17 protein-coding genes are annotated in these 17,476 nt (G+C 44.6%); 11 read left to right on the top strand and 6 right to left on the bottom strand.

Translation table 11 applies throughout. The features are described 5' to 3' along the window. Positions 1-54: 54 nt before the first annotated feature. Entirely contained in the window at positions 55-564 is a 510-nt protein-coding gene (locus D0X99_RS09005; RefSeq protein WP_119477362.1) for a YdeI/OmpD-associated family protein, read from the top strand. A gap of 118 nt (positions 565-682) precedes the next feature. After that, positions 683-970, top strand: a complete 288-nt coding sequence (locus D0X99_RS09000) for a hypothetical protein (protein ID WP_119477361.1) — start codon at positions 683-685, stop codon at positions 968-970. A 39-nt stretch (positions 971-1,009) separates the two neighbouring features. Here D0X99_RS09000 and D0X99_RS08995 read toward each other — a convergent pair whose 3' ends face one another. Continuing rightward, a complete protein-coding gene (locus tag D0X99_RS08995; protein WP_119477360.1) occupies positions 1,010-1,135 on the bottom strand; it encodes a 30S ribosomal protein THX in 126 nt (41 codons plus the stop codon). Positions 1,136-1,322: 187 nt separating this feature from the next. Here D0X99_RS08995 and D0X99_RS08990 point away from each other — a divergent pair, with 187 nt between their 5' ends. The 5 genes from D0X99_RS08990 to D0X99_RS20345 all read left to right on the top strand — a co-directional run bounded on the left by D0X99_RS08990 (position 1,323) and on the right by D0X99_RS20345 (position 5,859). Beyond that, positions 1,323-2,045, top strand: coding sequence for a LamB/YcsF family protein (locus D0X99_RS08990; protein WP_119477359.1), 723 nt, complete (start codon positions 1,323-1,325; stop codon positions 2,043-2,045). Further along, positions 2,036-2,731 carry a 5-oxoprolinase subunit PxpB gene (gene pxpB, locus D0X99_RS08985; RefSeq protein ID WP_119477358.1) on the top strand — a complete coding sequence of 232 codons (696 nt, stop codon included), beginning with the start codon at positions 2,036-2,038 and terminating at the stop codon, positions 2,729-2,731. The genes D0X99_RS08990 and pxpB overlap by 10 nt, the downstream gene beginning before the upstream one ends. After that, complete coding sequence (locus D0X99_RS08980; RefSeq protein ID WP_119477357.1) at positions 2,728-3,594, top strand: 5-oxoprolinase subunit C family protein; 867 nt, start codon at positions 2,728-2,730, stop codon at positions 3,592-3,594. The genes pxpB and D0X99_RS08980 overlap by 4 nt, the downstream gene beginning before the upstream one ends. A gap of 150 nt (positions 3,595-3,744) precedes the next feature. Beyond that, entirely contained in the window at positions 3,745-5,256 is a 1,512-nt protein-coding gene (locus D0X99_RS08975) for a DUF4301 family protein (protein ID WP_119477356.1), read from the top strand. Positions 5,257-5,625: 369 nt separating this feature from the next. After that, positions 5,626-5,859 (top strand): hypothetical protein, encoded by a 234-nt coding sequence (locus D0X99_RS20345; RefSeq protein WP_147392210.1) that lies wholly within the window; start codon positions 5,626-5,628, stop codon positions 5,857-5,859. 37 nt (positions 5,860-5,896) lie between these two features. Here D0X99_RS20345 and D0X99_RS08965 read toward each other — a convergent pair whose 3' ends face one another. Then, the gene (locus D0X99_RS08965) at positions 5,897-6,808 is read right to left on the bottom strand and encodes a helix-turn-helix transcriptional regulator (protein ID WP_119477354.1); all 912 of its coding nucleotides are present in this window, start codon (positions 6,806-6,808) and stop codon (positions 5,897-5,899) included. 183 nt (positions 6,809-6,991) lie between these two features. On the opposite strand from D0X99_RS08965, the gene D0X99_RS08960 reads away from it, so the two are divergent. Further along, positions 6,992-8,578 (top strand): ArnT family glycosyltransferase, encoded by a 1,587-nt coding sequence (locus D0X99_RS08960; protein WP_119477353.1) that lies wholly within the window; start codon positions 6,992-6,994, stop codon positions 8,576-8,578. Here D0X99_RS08960 and D0X99_RS08955 read toward each other — a convergent pair. From D0X99_RS08955 to D0X99_RS08940, 4 genes are all read right to left on the bottom strand, one after another. Next, positions 8,572-9,450 carry a DUF5777 family beta-barrel protein gene (locus D0X99_RS08955; protein WP_119477352.1) on the bottom strand — a complete coding sequence of 293 codons (879 nt, stop codon included), beginning with the start codon at positions 9,448-9,450 and terminating at the stop codon, positions 8,572-8,574. The two genes, D0X99_RS08960 and D0X99_RS08955, sit on opposite strands and share 7 nt — an antisense overlap. After that, the gene (locus tag D0X99_RS08950) at positions 9,447-9,989 is read right to left on the bottom strand and encodes a YceI family protein (protein ID WP_119477351.1); all 543 of its coding nucleotides are present in this window, start codon (positions 9,987-9,989) and stop codon (positions 9,447-9,449) included. The genes D0X99_RS08955 and D0X99_RS08950 overlap by 4 nt, the downstream gene beginning before the upstream one ends. Then, positions 9,986-10,474, bottom strand: coding sequence for a ubiquinol-cytochrome c reductase iron-sulfur subunit (locus D0X99_RS08945; protein ID WP_119477350.1), 489 nt, complete (start codon positions 10,472-10,474; stop codon positions 9,986-9,988). The genes D0X99_RS08950 and D0X99_RS08945 overlap by 4 nt, the downstream gene beginning before the upstream one ends. A gap of 368 nt (positions 10,475-10,842) precedes the next feature. Then, positions 10,843-11,355, bottom strand: a complete 513-nt coding sequence (locus D0X99_RS08940) for a hypothetical protein (RefSeq protein ID WP_119477349.1) — start codon at positions 11,353-11,355, stop codon at positions 10,843-10,845. 789 nt (positions 11,356-12,144) lie between these two features. On the opposite strand from D0X99_RS08940, the gene smc reads away from it, so the two are divergent. From smc to D0X99_RS08925, 3 genes are all read left to right on the top strand, one after another. Then, positions 12,145-15,684: a chromosome segregation protein SMC gene (smc, locus tag D0X99_RS08935; RefSeq protein WP_119477348.1), complete on the top strand. Its 3,540-nt coding sequence runs from the start codon at positions 12,145-12,147 to the stop codon at positions 15,682-15,684. Positions 15,685-15,734: 50 nt separating this feature from the next. Then, the gene (locus D0X99_RS08930; protein WP_119477347.1) at positions 15,735-16,793 is read left to right on the top strand and encodes a DNA cytosine methyltransferase; all 1,059 of its coding nucleotides are present in this window, start codon (positions 15,735-15,737) and stop codon (positions 16,791-16,793) included. Beyond that, positions 16,783-17,476, top strand: a 694-nt coding sequence (locus D0X99_RS08925; RefSeq protein ID WP_199708049.1) for an ATP-binding protein, incomplete at its 3' end; no start/stop codon positions are given. The genes D0X99_RS08930 and D0X99_RS08925, both read left to right, overlap by 11 nt.

Below are 17,476 nucleotides of genomic sequence, written 5' to 3'. Positions count from 1 at the left end.
CTTGGAATTAATAAATTTTGCAACCCATACTATTGAACTACCCCAAACATTGAAATGATCCTCTTCGAAGAAAAACTCGGAAAATTCGACTTTAACCATTGGCACTACCACATTCCAGTTCCGGATAAGATCGCCGAACAAATGATGGATGAAAAGCACCGTCGGGTTTTGGTTTGGATCAAAGATGCCGGCCCATTTCATATGGCTTTGATGAAAGCCAAAGAATGTTGGTATGTTCTAGTCAATCAGGAATTGCGAAAAAAGCTCGAATTGGACGAAGAAAAGCCCTTTTCAGTAAAAATCGAACGGGATCACAGTGAGTTTGGACATGATGTTCCGGAAGAATTTCAGGTGCTCTTGGATCAGGATGAGGAAGGCAATGCCTATTTTAGAAAACTTACACCCGGAAAACAGCGAAGTTTGATATACATGGTCACCACGGTGAAAAACTCCGATTCCCGTATGAAAAAGTCACTGGCCATCCTTCATCATTTGAAATTGGCAAAAGGCAAACTCGACTTCAAACAGCTCAATGAGTGGATCAAATACTACAACAAATTGTGAGGTAGTATATCTGGCAATATGTAGCAATTGATGTTAGTTTTGCGTATTCCATATTAGCTGAAGCAAAAAATCGAGCCTAGGAGAATTTATAGGCTATAAAAAATCAAAGTATAAGCAGATGAAAATAAGATTGGTAATCCTCGCGCTTTTAAGTTTTCTGGCCTATTCCTGTGCTGTTGAAGACGAAACAGATCCGCTGGATGTCTACCGGGAGGTAGCCTACAATGCCCTGAGTTCTGCGGATAAAGCATCTATAGTCGGTGATTGGAAAGAAGCTGAGGTCGGTGCATGGACGGATGGAAATTACGTAGTAGTATTTCAGACCAATAATGCCGCCTTGGGTCCGATTAGGGTAGTTGTTGATCCGGATTTGGGTCGTGTAGTAGAAATTCTCCCCAGGCCATAAACAATAAAGAGGATCAAAAAACTGATCCTCTTTTATTTTTTAAGCTTTTGAAGTACTCATTTTCAGCTTTCTAGCCAGCTTATTCTGTTTTTTCTTTGGTCTGCTGGCGCCAAAAGATCCTCTGTTGACTTTGCCTTTTCTGGACTTCATGTCTCCTTTTCCCATGTTATTTCAGATTTAAGTGAACCATACCCCGAAAATAAAAAACACCAAAAAATCAGTCAAGTGTGGCCCTGATGAATAAATCTGTGATAGCTATTTTTAACTTTTGAACTGAAATTCGCTCAAACTTCCAGTCCAAACTCTCAATTTCTTCCTTTTCCGTTTTACTTTGAGTGAGCAAAACTTCACGATGAACACCACCAAGCTTACCATCAATTGCGACTTAGGCGAAGGCGTACCCCATGAGGAATTGCTTTTTCCTTTGATCGATCTTGCCAGTGTGGCGTGTGGCGGCCATTATGGAGATCGGGAATCGATCAAAGCGACCTTAAGGCTCGCCAAGGAGTTTGGAAAAAAGGCAGGAGCCCACCCCTCCTATCCCGACCGGGAAAATTTCGGGAGAAAATCACTGGAAATACCTGAAAACGAGTTGATCGAAAGCATCCGGGATCAAATTCGCCTTTTCCTTGAAATAGCCGAAGAGCTGGAAATTAAGGCGGATCATATCAAGTTTCATGGTGCCTTATACAATGATGCAGCCGAAAATCCGGACTTGGCTAAGGTCCTGATTGAATTTTTGACAATTGAATTTCCCCAAATCCCGCTTTTTGTTCCTCCTTATTCTGAGACTGAAAAGTTTGCGATGAAAAAGGGGTTGCCAGTCGTTCGGGAGATTTTTGGGGATCGAGCTTACGATGAAAATTACAAACTGATCAGTCGGAAACTCGAAGGTTCCCTTCTGATTTCCTCAGAACAGGTAATTCCTCACCTGGAATCCATCATCAACCGGCAGCATATTCAAACCTATTCGGGAAAAATGATCCCGGTAGAGGCTGACACCCTTTGCTTCCATGGCGACAATCCCGGAATCCATGATTTTCTACCTTTAATCCGTCAACGGTTTTGGAAATAAAGCCCAGCTATATCCAAATCAGTCCCCTCCTGGGGGAAATTCATTGGAAGGAGAATCCTTCTGACTCCCTGCTTTCAATGCAATTAGGATGGTGTGATTTTTTGCAAAGGGAATTGGGAGATCAGATTTTGGACCTTCGGCAAGGCTTTACATCCGTAAGCATCCTTTGGAAAGATGTTGTAGCACACTCTCAGTTTCAAAACAAGCTGAATACTATCGCTATCCGACCGCTTGAACTCTCCAATAAAATTTGGAAGGTCCCAGTTTGCTACGGAGAAGGTTTTGGAAAAGATCTGGAAACCTTGGCCAAAGAAAAAAAACTGAAAGTCGGCGAACTCATTGAAATGCATGCTTCGGTGGCCTATCGAATTCATTTTTTTGGCTTTTTGCCTGGATTTATGTACCTCAATGGACTTCCTGAAAGACTCCATTCACCTCGAAAGGCTGTTCCCGAGCGGGCTGTTCCTCGTGGCTCGGTGGCCATAGGAGGCTCCCAAACAGGGATCTATCCCAGAGAAAGTCCCGGAGGATGGCACATCATTGGTCGGACACCAATTTCATTGTTTGATGGAGAGCACAATCCTCCTGTTTGGGCAAATTCAGGAGATCGAATAAAGTTCGTTCCAATCAGCTCTTCAGAAATGGAAAGGCTGATCGAAAATCCACCCTTACCAAATTACAAATGATGGATCACGCCTTTGCCACCATCCTCAAGACTGGACCGGGAACATCCATTCAGGATTTAGGTCGTATCGGTCAGTCGAAATATGGAATTCCTGTTTCAGGGGTGATGGACGAGCGATCTTTCAACTGGATCAACCATATTCTGAAAAACAAAGAAAATGAGGCCGTGTTGGAAATCGCACAGCCGGGATTTCAGATTCAGTTTGAAGGCTCAACCAGCGTTTCAATAGCGGGAGCCAACGCAAAAATCAGCCTCAACGGATTGGAAATAGACAATGCTGCTTTGATCAAAATTTCCCCAAAGGATACGCTCGAAATTGGAGCATTCATTTCAGGTGCTCGGGTTTATCTGGGTATCAGGTTTGGATTTCAAACTCAGGAGATTCTTAATTCCAGGAGTTTCTATGAAGGGCTGACAACTCAAAACCAACTCTCAAAAGGATCAAAAATCCCCTATTTCAGTGATTCCGAGTGGAGCCACCGGTCTTTTGCCAAGGCAAAATGGACTACAGACTGGTATCTTAGCCAAGAACTGAGCACCTATCCAGGTCCGGACTTTTATCTTTTGAGCGAAGAAACCAAAACAAATTTGCTGTCCGGGACATTCAAGATTTCTCCACTTTCCAATCGGATGGGTATCCAACTGGAGGAAAAGTTGGAAAATGAACTTCCGGAGTTGCCAACCAATCCGGTTTATCCAGGGACTGTACAGCTTACTTCCGGTGGAAAAATAATTTTGCTTGCCAAGGATGCTCAGGTGACGGGAGGGTATCCACGAATACTTCAACTAACTCCAGACAGTCAATCCATCCTTGCTCAAAAACGACCTGGGGATGCTCTTCATTTCAAACTACTTCTTCCCTAACTCTCCCTTTGCGCTTTTAATCCAAAACAGTTTAAACAGGCTTCACTTGGATAAAATCTTTGAATTTTTTAGCAAAAAACTCAACCCGTAATTGGAGCAAATCACCTTAGCCTACTATCTTACCCCTATACTTTTACAACCCAAACAACCATGGATGCAAGTCTCAAACAAAGAATAATTGCCCAGGGAATGAACCCTGAAACCGTAGCCCAACAGATTGAAAACTTCAAAAATGGATTTCCCTTTCTGAAAATCACCGCTCCGGCTACTCCGGGTGACGGAATAAAGGTGCTTAGCGAATCCGAATTAGCCCATTTCACCCAAACCTATCCTCAAAAGGCAGCCCAGATCGACGTAGTCAAATTTGTCCCGGCTTCAGGTGCGGCCTCCAGAATGTTCAAAGATCTGTTCTCCTTTCTAGATGGAGACGGGGATATTTCCAAAAGCAGTTTCGTTCAGAAATTCATCAGCAATCTGGAAAAATTCGCTTTTTATGAAGATTTGAATGCTGCTCTTAAGGCTCAGGGTTCCAGCATTCAAGCCTGTTTGGATGCAAAGGATTACAAGAAAATCGTTGCTGCATTGCTTTTGGATGAAGGTCTTGGCTATGGAAATCTGCCCAAAGGCCTACTGAGATTCCATAAGTATGCCTCAGAAAACCGTACTCCTGCCAATGAGCATTTGGTGGAAGGAGTTCAATATGCGCTTGGAAAAGGAAATACCGTCAAAATCCATTTTACCGTTTCGCCTGAACACGAGGAAAAATTCAAGGCCGAAATCGGCAAAGTTCTTCCGGGATTGAAAGCTTCAAGCGGAGTTCAGTTTGATGTCACCTATTCCCAGCAGAAAAAATCCACGGATACCATTGCTGTGACTATGGATAATGATCCCTTTATCGAGGATGATGGCAGTTTGCTTTTCAGACCTGCTGGTCACGGCGCCTTGTTGGACAACCTGAACGACATCAAGGCTGACCTTATTTTTATCAAGAACATTGACAACGTGGTTCCTGACCGACTTAAGGAAACTACCAAGGTGTACAAGATGGCAATTGCCGGATTGCTTTTGGAAGTTCAGGATAAGGTTTTTCAAGCCTTAAAAGGGTTGGAAAGCGGAGTCAGCGATTCCTATGTCGGACTGGCGGAACGGGTATTTACCGGTGACTTGGGAGGAAAACTTCCTTCCGATTTCAATTCCAAATCACTTGCGGAAAAGGCAGCTTTCCTGAAAGCCAAATTGAATCGTCCTATCCGGGTTTGCGGGATGGTAAGAAATACCGGAGAACCCGGTGGTGGACCATTTTGGATTCAGGAGTCTGACGGTAGCCAATCCCTGCAAATCCTGGAAACCGCCCAAATCGACCTGAATGACCCAAATTCAAAAGCCCATTTCCAAGGTTCCACCCACTTCAATCCGGTGGATTTGGTTTGCGGAACCAAAGACTATCAAGGGAAGTCATTTGACCTGATGAAGTTCCGCGACATGCAAACTGGCTTTATTACTGAAAAGTCCAAAAGTGGTAGAGAACTCAAAGCACTCGAGCTCCCAGGTCTTTGGAATGGTGCCATGGCGGGTTGGAATACACTCTTTGTGGAAGTTCCCTTGATTACCTTCAACCCGGTAAAGACAGTAAATGATCTGCTGAGAGACGAGCATCAATGAGTTGAAGGCCAAATTGAATTATCAAATAAATCGGTCCAGCTTCAATTGAAGCTGGATTTTTTTTTGTCAAAACTTTCAGGGTTTAAGAATTACTGCTAATACAAAATGAAGGATTGGCAGAAATCAATATCGAAGGGAAGTCAATTTTTCCAAAATTTCATTCATCTCAAAAAACTCCCAAGTGAAACTAAAATGAAAAGGAATGCAATGATCACTAGGCTTCTTCTCATTTCTCAATTAATGTGGAGTTGTCAATCCTATAAGTCCATCGAAAAAGTAACTGTTCCATCAAACCCGAATTATTCAAGAGTCGAGAATATTTCAAGACAACTTTCACATTTGAAGGAAGGAGATTTGATTTCAGTCACGATGGAAAACGAAGTCACCACTGAGTTGATTTTTAAGTCAATTTCAAGAGATACTTTAAATGCTACGTTTCAAAAACCAAAAACTGAAATCGCGACAAAAGTCCCACTAGGGCGAATCCAGGAAATAAAAGTTGAAAGATTTGATTTGGTTTTTACTTTGGCAGTGAACGTAGCCTTAGCTATAGCTACTTATTTTTTCATTTCGTCAATGGTATGGGATGCCTCAGGTGTTTAACCCTAGAAAATTCCATTTGGATGGTGTCTGAGTATTCTCAATAGAATCCCTTAGCTGCCTGCTCCTTCAAATACGCTTTCATTTCCTCCCCTTCTTCCACTTTGATTTCTCCGGGCAAACCCAGAATAAATCTGGCCAATCCCGGTAGCTGGGGGATTTCTCCCTGAAAGTAATATTGGTTTCGGTTTTTGATAGACATAAATGGCAGCGCATTGGGATGCTCTTCCAACATCAGCTGGTAGGCTTTTTTGCTGAGTTTGAGCTTGACGGCAAACTTCCTTTTTCCGGTAAACCCAAAAAGTGCCTGCTCCGGCAGTTCATGTTTTGCTTCGTTTTTCCAAGGTTCCAAACTGATTACCACATCCCCGATTCGCTCTATCTTAAACATTTTCATGCTTTTGCTTTCCAATTCAAAGGCATGGATGTTTTCATAATCCGTGGAAAATCCCACCGGCTCCACCAAACGATCTGAGACAGTATCGCTGCTAAGTGAATAATAATCCTTCAGCCAAATCTGCTTTTTCCCGGAAATTCCCTGCCCAATCTGATCCACAAAGCGGCCAAGATTGGCTTTGAAGAGCTGTTCAGTTCCCTGTTTCACCTCAGAGCGCAATTGCAGTTTCTGCAAAAGGGAATCCCGCAGTAGATTAGCCTTGCCCTGACTTTCGATGAGGCCTTTCAGCCATTGGCTCTCTTCCTGTGAAAAAGTGCTATAGGCCATAGCGGGTTGGTTGCCCGGGCGATCCTTGATTTTGTATTTGCTAAATTCCTTGATCACCTCAAACCCCAAGGCTTCCAAGAGTTTGAAATACCGATATATGGTCCGCTCGTCCGTTTCCAAAAGTTCAGCCAAGCGATGAACAGGCTTTCCGATAGTTCCCTGAAGCAGGTTGATCAATTTGAAAACACGAAGGATTTTTTGCTGTTCGATTTGTCCGGACTTGCTCATGGCGATTTGACGATAGGTGTTCAAAAGTAAAAGATGGAAATCAATCTACCTCCGTAATGACGCTTATTGTCAAATTAAATCATTGAAGTATTAGGACTGCATTATTTTGGGTCCAAGTGGGAAAACCTGAACCAAGGATTACATATCATCACACTTTCATTTCAATTCCCCTATTTTTGAATCATGTCCACTTCCGATATCAGTTACAGTTCTACCAGGTATTTAGCCTTTTGGACAGGAGTGGTTTTTCTAGTCGGATATTGGCTAATCGGCTATGACGGAATCACATTTTCGGACGACGTCTATTACCTCCTGGCCGGAAAAAGTTTCTGGGAAGGTACCATGGAGGTCAATGCCTACCACTTTTCCACTCGGTGGGGAGCCTACGTTCCTTCTGGATTATTTGGCAGTTTACTTGGGTTTGAGCCTCACCGAATTTCTCTCGTTTCATTGCTGAGCTATGCTGGAACACTTTGGCTCTTGATTAAAATTCTTCCTGACAAAGTAAATCCCTGGCTCCTGGTGATTTGGTCCTGTACGCAAGTCTATTTCCTTCATTTTTTGACCAAAGTTTATCCTGATTCCCTGTTGGTTTTCTGGACAATATTGATTCCTTTTTCAGCCACTTTTCGAAGTAAAAGGCCTGTTTTATCTGCACTTGGAGTGATTTCCGGTTTGTTTTTCGGGTTTATCACCAAGGAAACCATTGTCTTCATGGCTTTGCTTCCTGTTCTCCTTTTTGCCTGGGACTGGAAAAAAGCCAAGTCAAACCTCCCCTTTTATGCCTGGTTAGTTGGCTTTGGCTTGGTAGTTGGGTCTCTTTACCTAGGTTATTTCTGGTTCCAATTTGGAAGTCCATTTTATCGGTTTGAGTCAATTCAAGACGGACATTACATCTCCGAATTTACTTATGCCGACAAAAGCACCTGGGTGATGATCAGGCGTCTGAGCATCCTTCCAATTCTCACATTTGTGGAGCGTTCTTACTGGCTGTGGTTTGTTTTTGCCATTCCCGGATTGTACAAACTTTGGAAAAATCCTCAAAGTCCTGGGCTTGAATTTGGATTGGCATTCCTCAGCCTGCTGATCTGCTTTTGGTTTATGAGTACCAGTTTTAGATTCTATAATCCCATCTACCTCAATCCCCGTCACCTCATCATTTTGGTGCCAATACTTGGATTTTTGATTGCCTTGGGCTGGGAAGAATGGCAGGAAAATCTAAAGCTTAAGCGAATTATCACCGGACTGATCCTCCTTGGAGTTGTCATCAGCTTGATTCAACAGGATTGGAAAATGGCCGGATTTCAGTTCATGGGAATAGGAATTCTATATACCCTAAAGGACAAAAAGCTAACCTGGGCTTTTGGCATTTACCTGCTTATTCCGGCAGTTTTTTCTATCAGCTATCAGCGTAATCTCAAGGAATATCCATCGATGCTCCAAACTTTAAGAATGGAAGCCTCAAACTCTGAAAATCAATCCCCTATCCTCACCAATAACTTCCTGGATTTTAGCAAAAAAGTCTTACTCCCTGACAGCCCCGATAGCCAAATACTCCTTGTTCCGATTGAAAAACTCGACTCGATAAAGTCACATCCACCTCAGGAAATCCGGGTTTTGCTTTATGACTATTACCGGCATGCCTATCCTAAAGAACAGGTGGATGTAACCGCACTGGAGAAATGGTTGGAAATGGAATATGCTCCTGTCAGCGAAACAAGGAAGGACCTGGTCTGGATTAGAACTTTCAGAAGAAATGATCCTCAATAAGACCTTTTCTTTTGTCCCAGCGCAAAAATCCTGTTGACGTTGAATCCCAAACGAAATTCCTCACCGGGCACTCCGTTTCCACCTGCAAGAAGATAGGGCTCATTGAGCGCCTGCGAGGTGACAAAATACATCTGAAAGACGTGCCCACCGGCTTCCACATCCCATCCTATCCCGAAATTGCTACTCAGGTCGGAATTGAGATTGGGGATGTACTGCAACGTCAAAGAGGATCGTTCGGTGACTTTCCATTTGCCACTCATGCCCAAGGCCAGGTAGAAATTCTGATCACCCTCGATTTGATAAATGGGAAGAGGATTGGCGAAATAGGCAAACATGGGCGTGAGCTGAAAGCTGATTTTGTTGGAAAATTTCCTAGCCAGCATGACTTGTCCAAAATAGGTCATCCGGTCTCCAAAAACCGGCTGCTCTGCTTCAGGAAGAAAGTCATACGTATTGGTAATAATCCCAGTCCCTCCAGCTAAACTCAGCGATAAGGGCATTTTACCGTTTTGGGTTTGCTCCAGAAGGTGGTAGCGTCCAAACACGGAATAGACCTTATCCTGTGAAGCTCTTGCGGCACCGAGAGACAGTTTATCTCCCAATCCAAACTCGAAACTGAATTGAATATTTGCCCCATTGTCCAAGCCAAAGAGATTCTCTACCCCACCGTCGAGCGTCCCAAAGGTGTGCATGATTGCAAAGTGCATGGATTTCTTTTCCAAGGGCTCCACCGTCAGAAGATTGATATGACGAGGTGCATGGAAAATCAAATCAACAGGTTGGTTTTCGTTTTCCAATTTTCGCTCCAATTGAGCAAATGCAGAACACCACCCAACCAACAAGGTCAGACCGGTTAAAATCAGTTTTTTCATTTTTTGGGAGTAAGAGTGGCTTTGAGACTCACCTGCTGCTCGGGAGCCAATTCATAAAATACCAGTTTGGGGATTTCAATCTGATAATCGCTCAAAACAATGGAAAACTTCGCTTCCAGTAACAAGCTGCCGTTAGCCTGGGGATTAAGAGTTCCTTTGACTGTGACAGCACGCTCCACACCATGTAGTTTAAACTTCCCAATGGCAGTGACTTGCTGCACCTTGCCCGGTTCAGGTTTTTGCACTGCAGAGAGCTTTCCGGTGAATTCTGCAAACGGAAATTCCTCTGTCTCCAGGTAGTTTTCACGCATGTGCTTGTCCCGAAGTCCAATACCCGTATCCAGCGTATTGAGATCCAGGTAGAAATCCAGCAGGTTCTGATCCAAATCGATCAGTCCTTGAAGCGAACTTGACTTGCCTTCAAACTCATTGAGCGCAGCTTGGGAAAGAAAGGTGACTTCTCCCTTTTTGGTCTGGTATTGCTGCGAAAAAACCGGACTGATGACTCCTAGGAGAATCGCAGTCAAAAACCACCTCATTTGAACACCACTAAATTTCCAGCGCTGACCTGAGTTGTAAACTGCTGCAAAGGCGCGGACGCAGGTCCATTGAGGACACGGCCAGAGGGGTCAAAAACAGATCCATGGCAATTACAGGTAAAGCGGTTGCTGCCGAAAGTCCAGTTGTCAGAACATCCCGAGTGTGTGCAAACCGAGGTCAATGCGACAAATGCTCCGTTAACATTGGCCACCAAAGTCCTGGCATTTTCGATCAAAAGCCAACTCCCTGAGGTATTGAGGCCAGTTTGGATCGATAGATTGATGGTGATTGTATTTCCGGAGATCGTAATTCCCGAACTGCTATTTCCGGGAGGAGTCGTGGGATCTGAATCATCCGTACTGGAACAGGAAGTGAAAAATGCAGCACCCAAGGTGCTTAACACCAAGGTAGAACCTGCTTTTTCCAAAAATTTTCTCCGGGATTCGGTCAGACTTCCGGACTTAACAACAAGTGATTTTTCCATGATTGGTTGATTAGTAGGTTAGTAGAAACCATTTACGAATTATCAATCATTTGTGGATGATAAAGGTTTTAGGAAATGGATAAAATCAATTTATCATAATTATAACCAGTAGTAGCGAAGGTACTCCGATAATAGTCCATAGACGACAGTTGACTGTCCACAGCTGTTCCGCGTTGCAGGGTACCTAATTTTGAAAGTTTAGCTTTAATTCTCGGAAGAAAATCAATCAGGAAAAGGGCAATCTTCCTACAAACCAAATGAGCCTATTTATGCTGCCGTCGACCGTGGTCCGTGGACAGTGGACCAATTTTCGCAACATTCGGAAACCCTGAATTTCTAAAAAAAGCAGAAATGCGGATATTCCTAAATCAGAAATACTTGGGCTTCAAAATCTCACTGACTACCACGGCCTGCTTGAGAGTTTTGGGGTTTTTGAGCAGTTCGGCGTAAGGATTGACTTTTTTCGGACTTAAGGCATCGTAATCAATCCGCTTCAGGGGGGTGGAAGGAATGGAATGAATTTGAGTATAGGCCTGATAAGGGTTCACTTTGTTGGACTCAAAGCTGCCCTCATAATGCTTGACCTCATCGTCCACTTCCTCAACTACCACCGGTTTTCTTTTGACCGCCTTGGCTTGGTAAACAGGAGAAGGCGCAGGAATTGGCCGAACTGGTTCCGGTTTTGGTGGTTCGGGTTGAGGAATAGGATTTTGGGCATTGCGGATTTCTTTCAACAGCTCTTCAAAAGTCAATCCTTTTTGAGGGGCTTCGGGGCTGTTTTCAGGAGAATCAGGCAGTTCATCCGCACGCTTCTTTTTCGTCGCCTGATAGATGAAATAAGCAAGCACAGCAACAACGTAAACGATATTTCCTAAATCCATGGGCTTAAGGTAAGAGAAAATTCGGAAGGTTGGAAAAGTTGAAAGGGCGGAAAGTGGTCAAAGTCTAACGTTTTGAAAGTACGAAGTACGAAGTACGAAGTACGAAATACGGCATCTCACTTCGGTCACCTCCTTGCATTGGTTCAAGACTTCAGTCTTGGACCTCACCTCTTGCAGTCTCCTGACTGCATTTCATATCTAGCAGTCTGAAGACTGCATTGTCTTGGTCCAAGTCAATAGACTTGAACCAGCCAAGCTAAATCCCTTAAAAATCCCCCCAACCCCCTTGACAAGGGGGAGTCGCGCCAAAAGCACTTCAATCCTTTTTCCTACATCCATATTTCTCACCTTGGTTCAAGACTTCAGTCTTGGACCTCACCTCTTGCAGTCTCCTGACTGCATTTCATATCTAGCAGTCTGAAGACTGCATTGTCTTGGTCCAAGTCAATAGACTTGAACCAGCCAAGCTAAATCCCTTAAAAATCCCCCCAACCCCCTTGACAAGGGGGAGTCGCGCCAAAAGCACTTCAATCCTTTTTCCTACATCCATATTTCTCACCTTGGTTCAAGACTTCAGTCTTGGACCTCACCTCTTGCAGTCTCCTGACTGCATTTCATATCTAGCAGTCTGAAGACTGCATTGTCTTGGTCCAAGTCAATAGACTTGAACCAGACAAGGCTTGTCGAAGTGCAGGTCACCGAGCTTGTCGAGGTGTCCTCTCAAACTTTTCCTTGGCAATTCCCTCCTTTCCCCCTATTTTGAAAGCTTAATTTCAAGGGATTTTTGCAATGCTGCTCAGTAAACTGGAGATCAAGGGCTTTAAGAGTTTCGGGGACAAAATGGTCATCCACTTCGACAAGGGAATCACCGGCGTCGTGGGTCCAAACGGCTGCGGCAAATCCAATGTCGTCGATGCAATCCGTTGGGTTTTGGGTGAACAAAAATCCCGAATGCTCCGCTCCGAAAAGATGGAGAACGTGATTTTCAACGGAACCAAAAACCGCAAGCCTACCAACATGGCGGAGGTTTCCCTGACGTTTGAAAACACCAAAAACCTACTCCCCACCGAATACACCCATGTTACCATCACCCGACGCTACTACCGCACCGGGGAAAGCGAATACCAAATCAACGGCGTCACCTGCCGGCTCAAGGATATCTCCAACCTCTTCATGGACACGGGGATCAACTCCAATTCCTATGCGATCATCGAACTCAAGATGATCGACGAGCTGCTCAATGACAAAAACAACTCCCGACGAGAACTCTTCGAGGAAGCTGCCGGGATCTCCAAATTCAAAAACAGGAAGCGCGAAACACTCCGCAAACTCGAAGATACCGACGCTGACTTGGCCCGGGTCGAAGACCTGCTTTTTGAAATTGACAAAAACCTGAAAAGCCTCGAGAAACAGGCCAAGCAGGCTGCCAAATACTTTGAGATAAAGGAGGACTACCGAAAGGCCAGCATCAATCTGGCCAAGAAATCCATCGAACAATACGCTCAGGACCTGATTGAAGCCAATTCAAAAGTACAGGCTGAGTCTGACCGCAAGCTCCAGATCCAAACCCAAATCGCAGATCAGGAAGCTTTGCTCAGCCAGCTCAAGGCCGACCTGATCCACAAGGAAAAACTCCTCTCTTCCCGGCAAAAAACACTCAACGAGCACGTCAACAAGATCCGCGCCTTTGAGTCGGAGAAGAAAATCAAAAACGAACGGATGCGCTTTCTCGAGGATCGCTCACAAGCTTTGCGCGAGCAGATCGATACCGACCGCAAGTCCAACGACAGGGCGGGATTTTCCATCCGTTCCCTCCAGCAGGAGAAGGAATCCGCCGAGAAAATCCTCGGGGAAAAGGAATTTATCGTCTCCGAACTCCGGCAGCAATACGATGCCCAGAAACTGATCACCTCCGAAAAGCAACAAAGCCAAAAGGAACAAAGCCTGAAGTTTGAAAGCCTGAAGGAGCGGGTCTACCAACTCAGCAAGGAAGTCGAAATCAAACAAATTCAGCTCAGTACCCTGAAGCAGGAACTCGAGCGAACTTCCTCCGACGATTCCTCTCAAGAGGCCAATCTGGTGGAGTTTGAGGACAAAATGGTCGAAGTCAAGGCCGTACTGGATGAGGCTACGGCTGCTTTTTCCCAACTGAAAGCCCGGCAGGAAGATCAGGACCAGAAGATCGAGGAAACCAACCGCGTGATCGAGATGATCCGCGAGGAACTCACCACTTCCTCACGAAAGCTCGATTCCAAAACCAACGAATACAACCTGACCAAGTCCTTGGTCGAAAACCTCGAGGGCTTTCCCGAAGCGATCAAGTTCCTCAAGAAAAACGATTCCTGGGGCAAGGACATCCCCCTCCTTTCCGACTTGCTGACCACGGACGAAAAGTACCGCGTCACCATCGAAAACTACCTCGAGTCCTACATGAACTACTACGTGGTGGACACCGAGGCCCAGGCCGTAGCCGCCATCCAACTCCTCAGTGATGCTGCCCGGGGAAAGGCCAATTTCTTCATTCTGGAGCATTTTGAGCGGTTCAAGCCGGGACAAAGCAAGCTCTTCGCCAATGCGATTGCAGCCACGGAGATCATCGAGTTTGACCTGAAGTACAGCCGCCTGATCAACTTTATCCTGGACAATGTCTACCTCGTGCAGGGAGATTACAAAGAATTTCCACAGGATCCGGACTGCGTGTTTCTCTCCGAAACGGGCAAATACACCAAGCGCAAATTCTCCCTTTCCGGGGGTTCCGTGGGGCTTTTCGAAGGAAAGCGGATCGGGCGTGCCAAAAATCTGGAAAAGCTGGACCGGGAAATCAAAGAGCTCGGCAAAAAGGTGAGCAATACCCGGGCGAATCTCGATCAGAAACTTTCTGACCTGATAAAGCTCAAGGAAGTGAGCCACAAAAAAGCCCTCGAAGAAAGCCAAAACCGCATCAACGAACTCAATTCGGCTTATGTGTCCATCCGTACCAAAAAGGAACAGCTAGCCGAACTCCTGACTTCCAACGCCAACAAGCGGGAAGACATCCTCGACCGGATCGCTTCTCTCGAGGAAAGTCTGAGCGAGATTATGCCGAAGCTGAGCGAGGAAAAATCCGGTTTCGAAGGCCTGGCCGAGCAACTGGCCCTCCTCAACGAGGAAGTCGAAGCCGAAAACAAGCGACTGGCCGAGAAATCCCAGTCCTTCAATCAAGAAAACATCACCTACATCCAGCAGGTCAACCGGGTCAACAGCCTGGAGCAGGAAATCGAATTCAAGCAGAATGCATTTGAGAGTTCCCGGGAGCGGATCGAAAAGTCCCAAGCCGAACTCGCCACGCTGGATGCCGAGATCAAATCCCTGCTGGACAACAATGAAATCAAGGACGACGAACTGATCGAGCTCTATGCCGAAAAGGAAAGCATCGAAGCCGGAGTCACCGAAGCCGAAAAGGACTACTACGGCGCCCGTGGCCTGATCGACGAGACCGACACCCGCATCCGCAGTCTGCAAAAGTCCAAAGAAGGGTTTGACGTCCTGCTGCAGGAACTCCAAAACCGCATCAACGAGGTCAAGCTCCGAATGAGCGGAATGAAGGAGCGCCTGAGCGTGGAGTTTGAGCTGGACTTGGATCAGCTGATGGAAGATAATCCCGCCCTTGATCCGGAATTCGCAGAGTTTGCGGAGGAGGAACTGCGGGAACTGGTACGCCGCCAGAAGGAACGCCTGGAAAAAATCGGTCCGATCAACCCGATGGCGATGGAAGCCTACGACGAGATCAAGGTCCGCTACGACTTTATCACGGGGCAAAAGGACGACCTGATCCGGGCCAAGGAATCCCTGCTGACTACTATTTCGGAGATCGATACGGTGGCCAAGGAGACCTTTTTGGAGGCCTTTGCCAAGATCAAGGAAAACTTTGTGAAGGTCTTCCGTTCCCTCTTTACCGAGCAGGACGACTGCGACCTGACCTTGGTCGATCCGGACAATCCCCTGGAATCCCCCATCGAGATCATGGCCAAGCCCAAGGGCAAGCGTCCCCTCACCATCAATCAGCTGAGCGGTGGGGAAAAGACCCTGACGGCCACTTCCCTACTCTTCTCGATCTACCTGCTGAAGCCGGCGCCCTTCTGTATTTTCGACGAAGTGGACGCCCCGCTGGACGATGCCAACATCGACAAGTTCAACCAGATCATCCAGCGATTTAGCTCCGAGAGCCAGTTTATCATCGTGACGCACAACAAGCGCACCATGGCCAGCACGGACATTATCTACGGCATCACGATGATCGAAGCGGGCGTGTCAAGAGTGGTTCCGGTGGATTTGAGGGAGTTGGCTTGATCATTGATGAATCAAAAAAATAGTTTAGATTTCAAAATATTTTTAGAAACATGAATAATTTGAAGGCAGTAGATTTCTTCTGTTCAGGAGGTGGAATGAGCTACGGTATTCAACAGTCTGGAATCAAGGTTATTGCAGGAATTGATTTTGATGAATCTTGCAAAGAAACTTATGAAGCGAATATCCAAGGTGCAGAATTCATCCATGCTGATGTTTTTGAACTTGGTGAAATCGAATTGCAAGAAAGACTTTCTCTAAAAAAAAATGATGATGACTTGATTTTGATTGGATGCAGCCCTTGTCAGTTTTGGAGTATAATTAATACAGATAAGAAGAAATCTGAAAAGTCAAAGAATCTTTTAATAGAGTTCAAGAGGTTTGTAAGATATTTTAATCCGGGTTATGTTGTTGTTGAAAATGTACCAGGAGTCCTCAGGAAAAAGGAAGAAAGCGGTTTAGAAGAGTTTATTAAATGGTTAAAGGAAAGTAATTATAAAGTCCACTTTGATGTTCATGAGGTAAGCGAATTCGGAGTTCCTCAACACAGAAAGAGATTTACTTTAATTGCAAACCGAGTTAATTCACAAGAAATCATTCCAATACCTACAGAAAACAAAAAGGTAACTGTAAGAGACGTACTTGGCGAGCATAATGGATTTCCAAAGGTATCTCATGGGCATAAAGACAATTCTGATTTTTTGCATTCTGTGGCTAGTTTAAGTGAAAAAAATCTTATGAGGGTATTAATCACACCCAAAAATGGTGGAGATCGACTTGCATACGCTTTCAATTCTGCCCTAGCCCCACCTTGTCACTTTGGAAAAACAGATAGCTTTAGAGATATCTATGGTAGAATGTGGTGGGACCGCCCATCCCCTACAATCACTACTAAATTTTTTAGTATTTCAAATGGAAGATTTGGTCATCCAGAAGAAGACCGAGCCATATCTTTGCGAGAGGGTGCAGTGTTGCAATCATTTCCGAAAACATACAAATTCAAAGGAACCAGTACAGAAAAAATTGCCAGAATGATTGGGAATGCCGTGCCACCCAAATATGCAGAAGCAATTGGCAAGGCACTAGTTGAAAAACATACGCATGCAGTTTAGAACAAAGGCAAGAGCAGTTGACTTATTAGGGAAAGGGCAAATTGCGGACCTACCTACCGCCATTACAGAGCTATGGAAAAATGGATATGATGCATACGCAGATGAGTTAAAAGCGATCCTTTACACTCCTGGTTATGAAGATGTAGAAAAGCCATTTTTTGTTCTTTCTGACAATGGGAAAGGAATGTCTAATATTGAGTTAGAGAATAAATGGTTGATTTTAGGTACTGATTCTAAAAGTAGAAATAACGCTCCTGAAGAAGGTATTGAAACTTTGTGGAAAAAACCGAGGCCAATAATGGGGGAAAAAGGAATCGGTAGGTTATCAGTTTCTTATTTAGGTTCTCCAATGTTAATGCTAACAAAGAAAATAGGAGAACCATTACAAGCTCTTTATTTTGATTGGAGAACACTTGAAAATTTTAATCTTTTTTTAGATAATATAAATATTCCTATAGTTTCAATAAAAAACGAAGAAGAATTCATAATTCAATTTGAATATCTTAAAAAAGAGTTTCTTAAAAATTTTTACTCTGACAACCCTGACCCTGAAAAAGCAAAAAAAGAAACGGCAGAGAAATTTGCACTTTGGAGTGATCAGAAAGAAGTTCTTGATAAGATTATTAAAAGCACAAAAACTCTAATTTTAAATGACTTTTTTTTAGATGAGATTGTTAAAGATT

Origin of the sequence: Algoriphagus lacus, assembly GCF_003583985.1 — a bacterium.
Classification (GTDB): Bacteria; Bacteroidota; Bacteroidia; order Cytophagales; family Cyclobacteriaceae; genus Algoriphagus; species Algoriphagus lacus.
This window is presented reverse-complemented; position numbering and strand designations above follow the sequence as displayed.

Excerpts from the sequence above, each read along its gene's own strand:
- D0X99_RS09000 (WP_119477361.1), top strand. The coding sequence starts at position 683 with ATGAAAATAAGATTGGTAATCCTCGCGCTTTTAAGTTTTCTGGCCTAT.
- D0X99_RS08965 (WP_119477354.1), bottom strand. The coding sequence starts at position 6,808 with ATGAGCAAGTCCGGACAAATCGAACAGCAAAAAATCCTTCGTGTTTTC.
- D0X99_RS09005 (WP_119477362.1), top strand. The coding sequence starts at position 55 with ATGATCCTCTTCGAAGAAAAACTCGGAAAATTCGACTTTAACCATTGG.
- D0X99_RS08950 (WP_119477351.1), bottom strand. The coding sequence starts at position 9,989 with ATGAGGTGGTTTTTGACTGCGATTCTCCTAGGAGTCATCAGTCCGGTT.
- D0X99_RS08955 (WP_119477352.1), bottom strand. The coding sequence starts at position 9,450 with ATGAAAAAACTGATTTTAACCGGTCTGACCTTGTTGGTTGGGTGGTGT.
- D0X99_RS08930 (WP_119477347.1), top strand. The coding sequence starts at position 15,735 with ATGAATAATTTGAAGGCAGTAGATTTCTTCTGTTCAGGAGGTGGAATG.
- D0X99_RS08975 (WP_119477356.1), top strand. The coding sequence starts at position 3,745 with ATGGATGCAAGTCTCAAACAAAGAATAATTGCCCAGGGAATGAACCCT.
- D0X99_RS20345 (WP_147392210.1), top strand. The coding sequence starts at position 5,626 with ATGGAAAACGAAGTCACCACTGAGTTGATTTTTAAGTCAATTTCAAGA.
- D0X99_RS08960 (WP_119477353.1), top strand. The coding sequence starts at position 6,992 with ATGTCCACTTCCGATATCAGTTACAGTTCTACCAGGTATTTAGCCTTT.
- D0X99_RS08980 (WP_119477357.1), top strand. The coding sequence starts at position 2,728 with ATGATGGATCACGCCTTTGCCACCATCCTCAAGACTGGACCGGGAACA.
- D0X99_RS08940 (WP_119477349.1), bottom strand. The coding sequence starts at position 11,355 with ATGGATTTAGGAAATATCGTTTACGTTGTTGCTGTGCTTGCTTATTTC.
- D0X99_RS08990 (WP_119477359.1), top strand. The coding sequence starts at position 1,323 with ATGAACACCACCAAGCTTACCATCAATTGCGACTTAGGCGAAGGCGTA.
- D0X99_RS08995 (WP_119477360.1), bottom strand. The coding sequence starts at position 1,135 with ATGGGAAAAGGAGACATGAAGTCCAGAAAAGGCAAAGTCAACAGAGGA.
- smc (WP_119477348.1), top strand. The coding sequence starts at position 12,145 with ATGCTGCTCAGTAAACTGGAGATCAAGGGCTTTAAGAGTTTCGGGGAC.
- D0X99_RS08945 (WP_119477350.1), bottom strand. The coding sequence starts at position 10,474 with ATGGAAAAATCACTTGTTGTTAAGTCCGGAAGTCTGACCGAATCCCGG.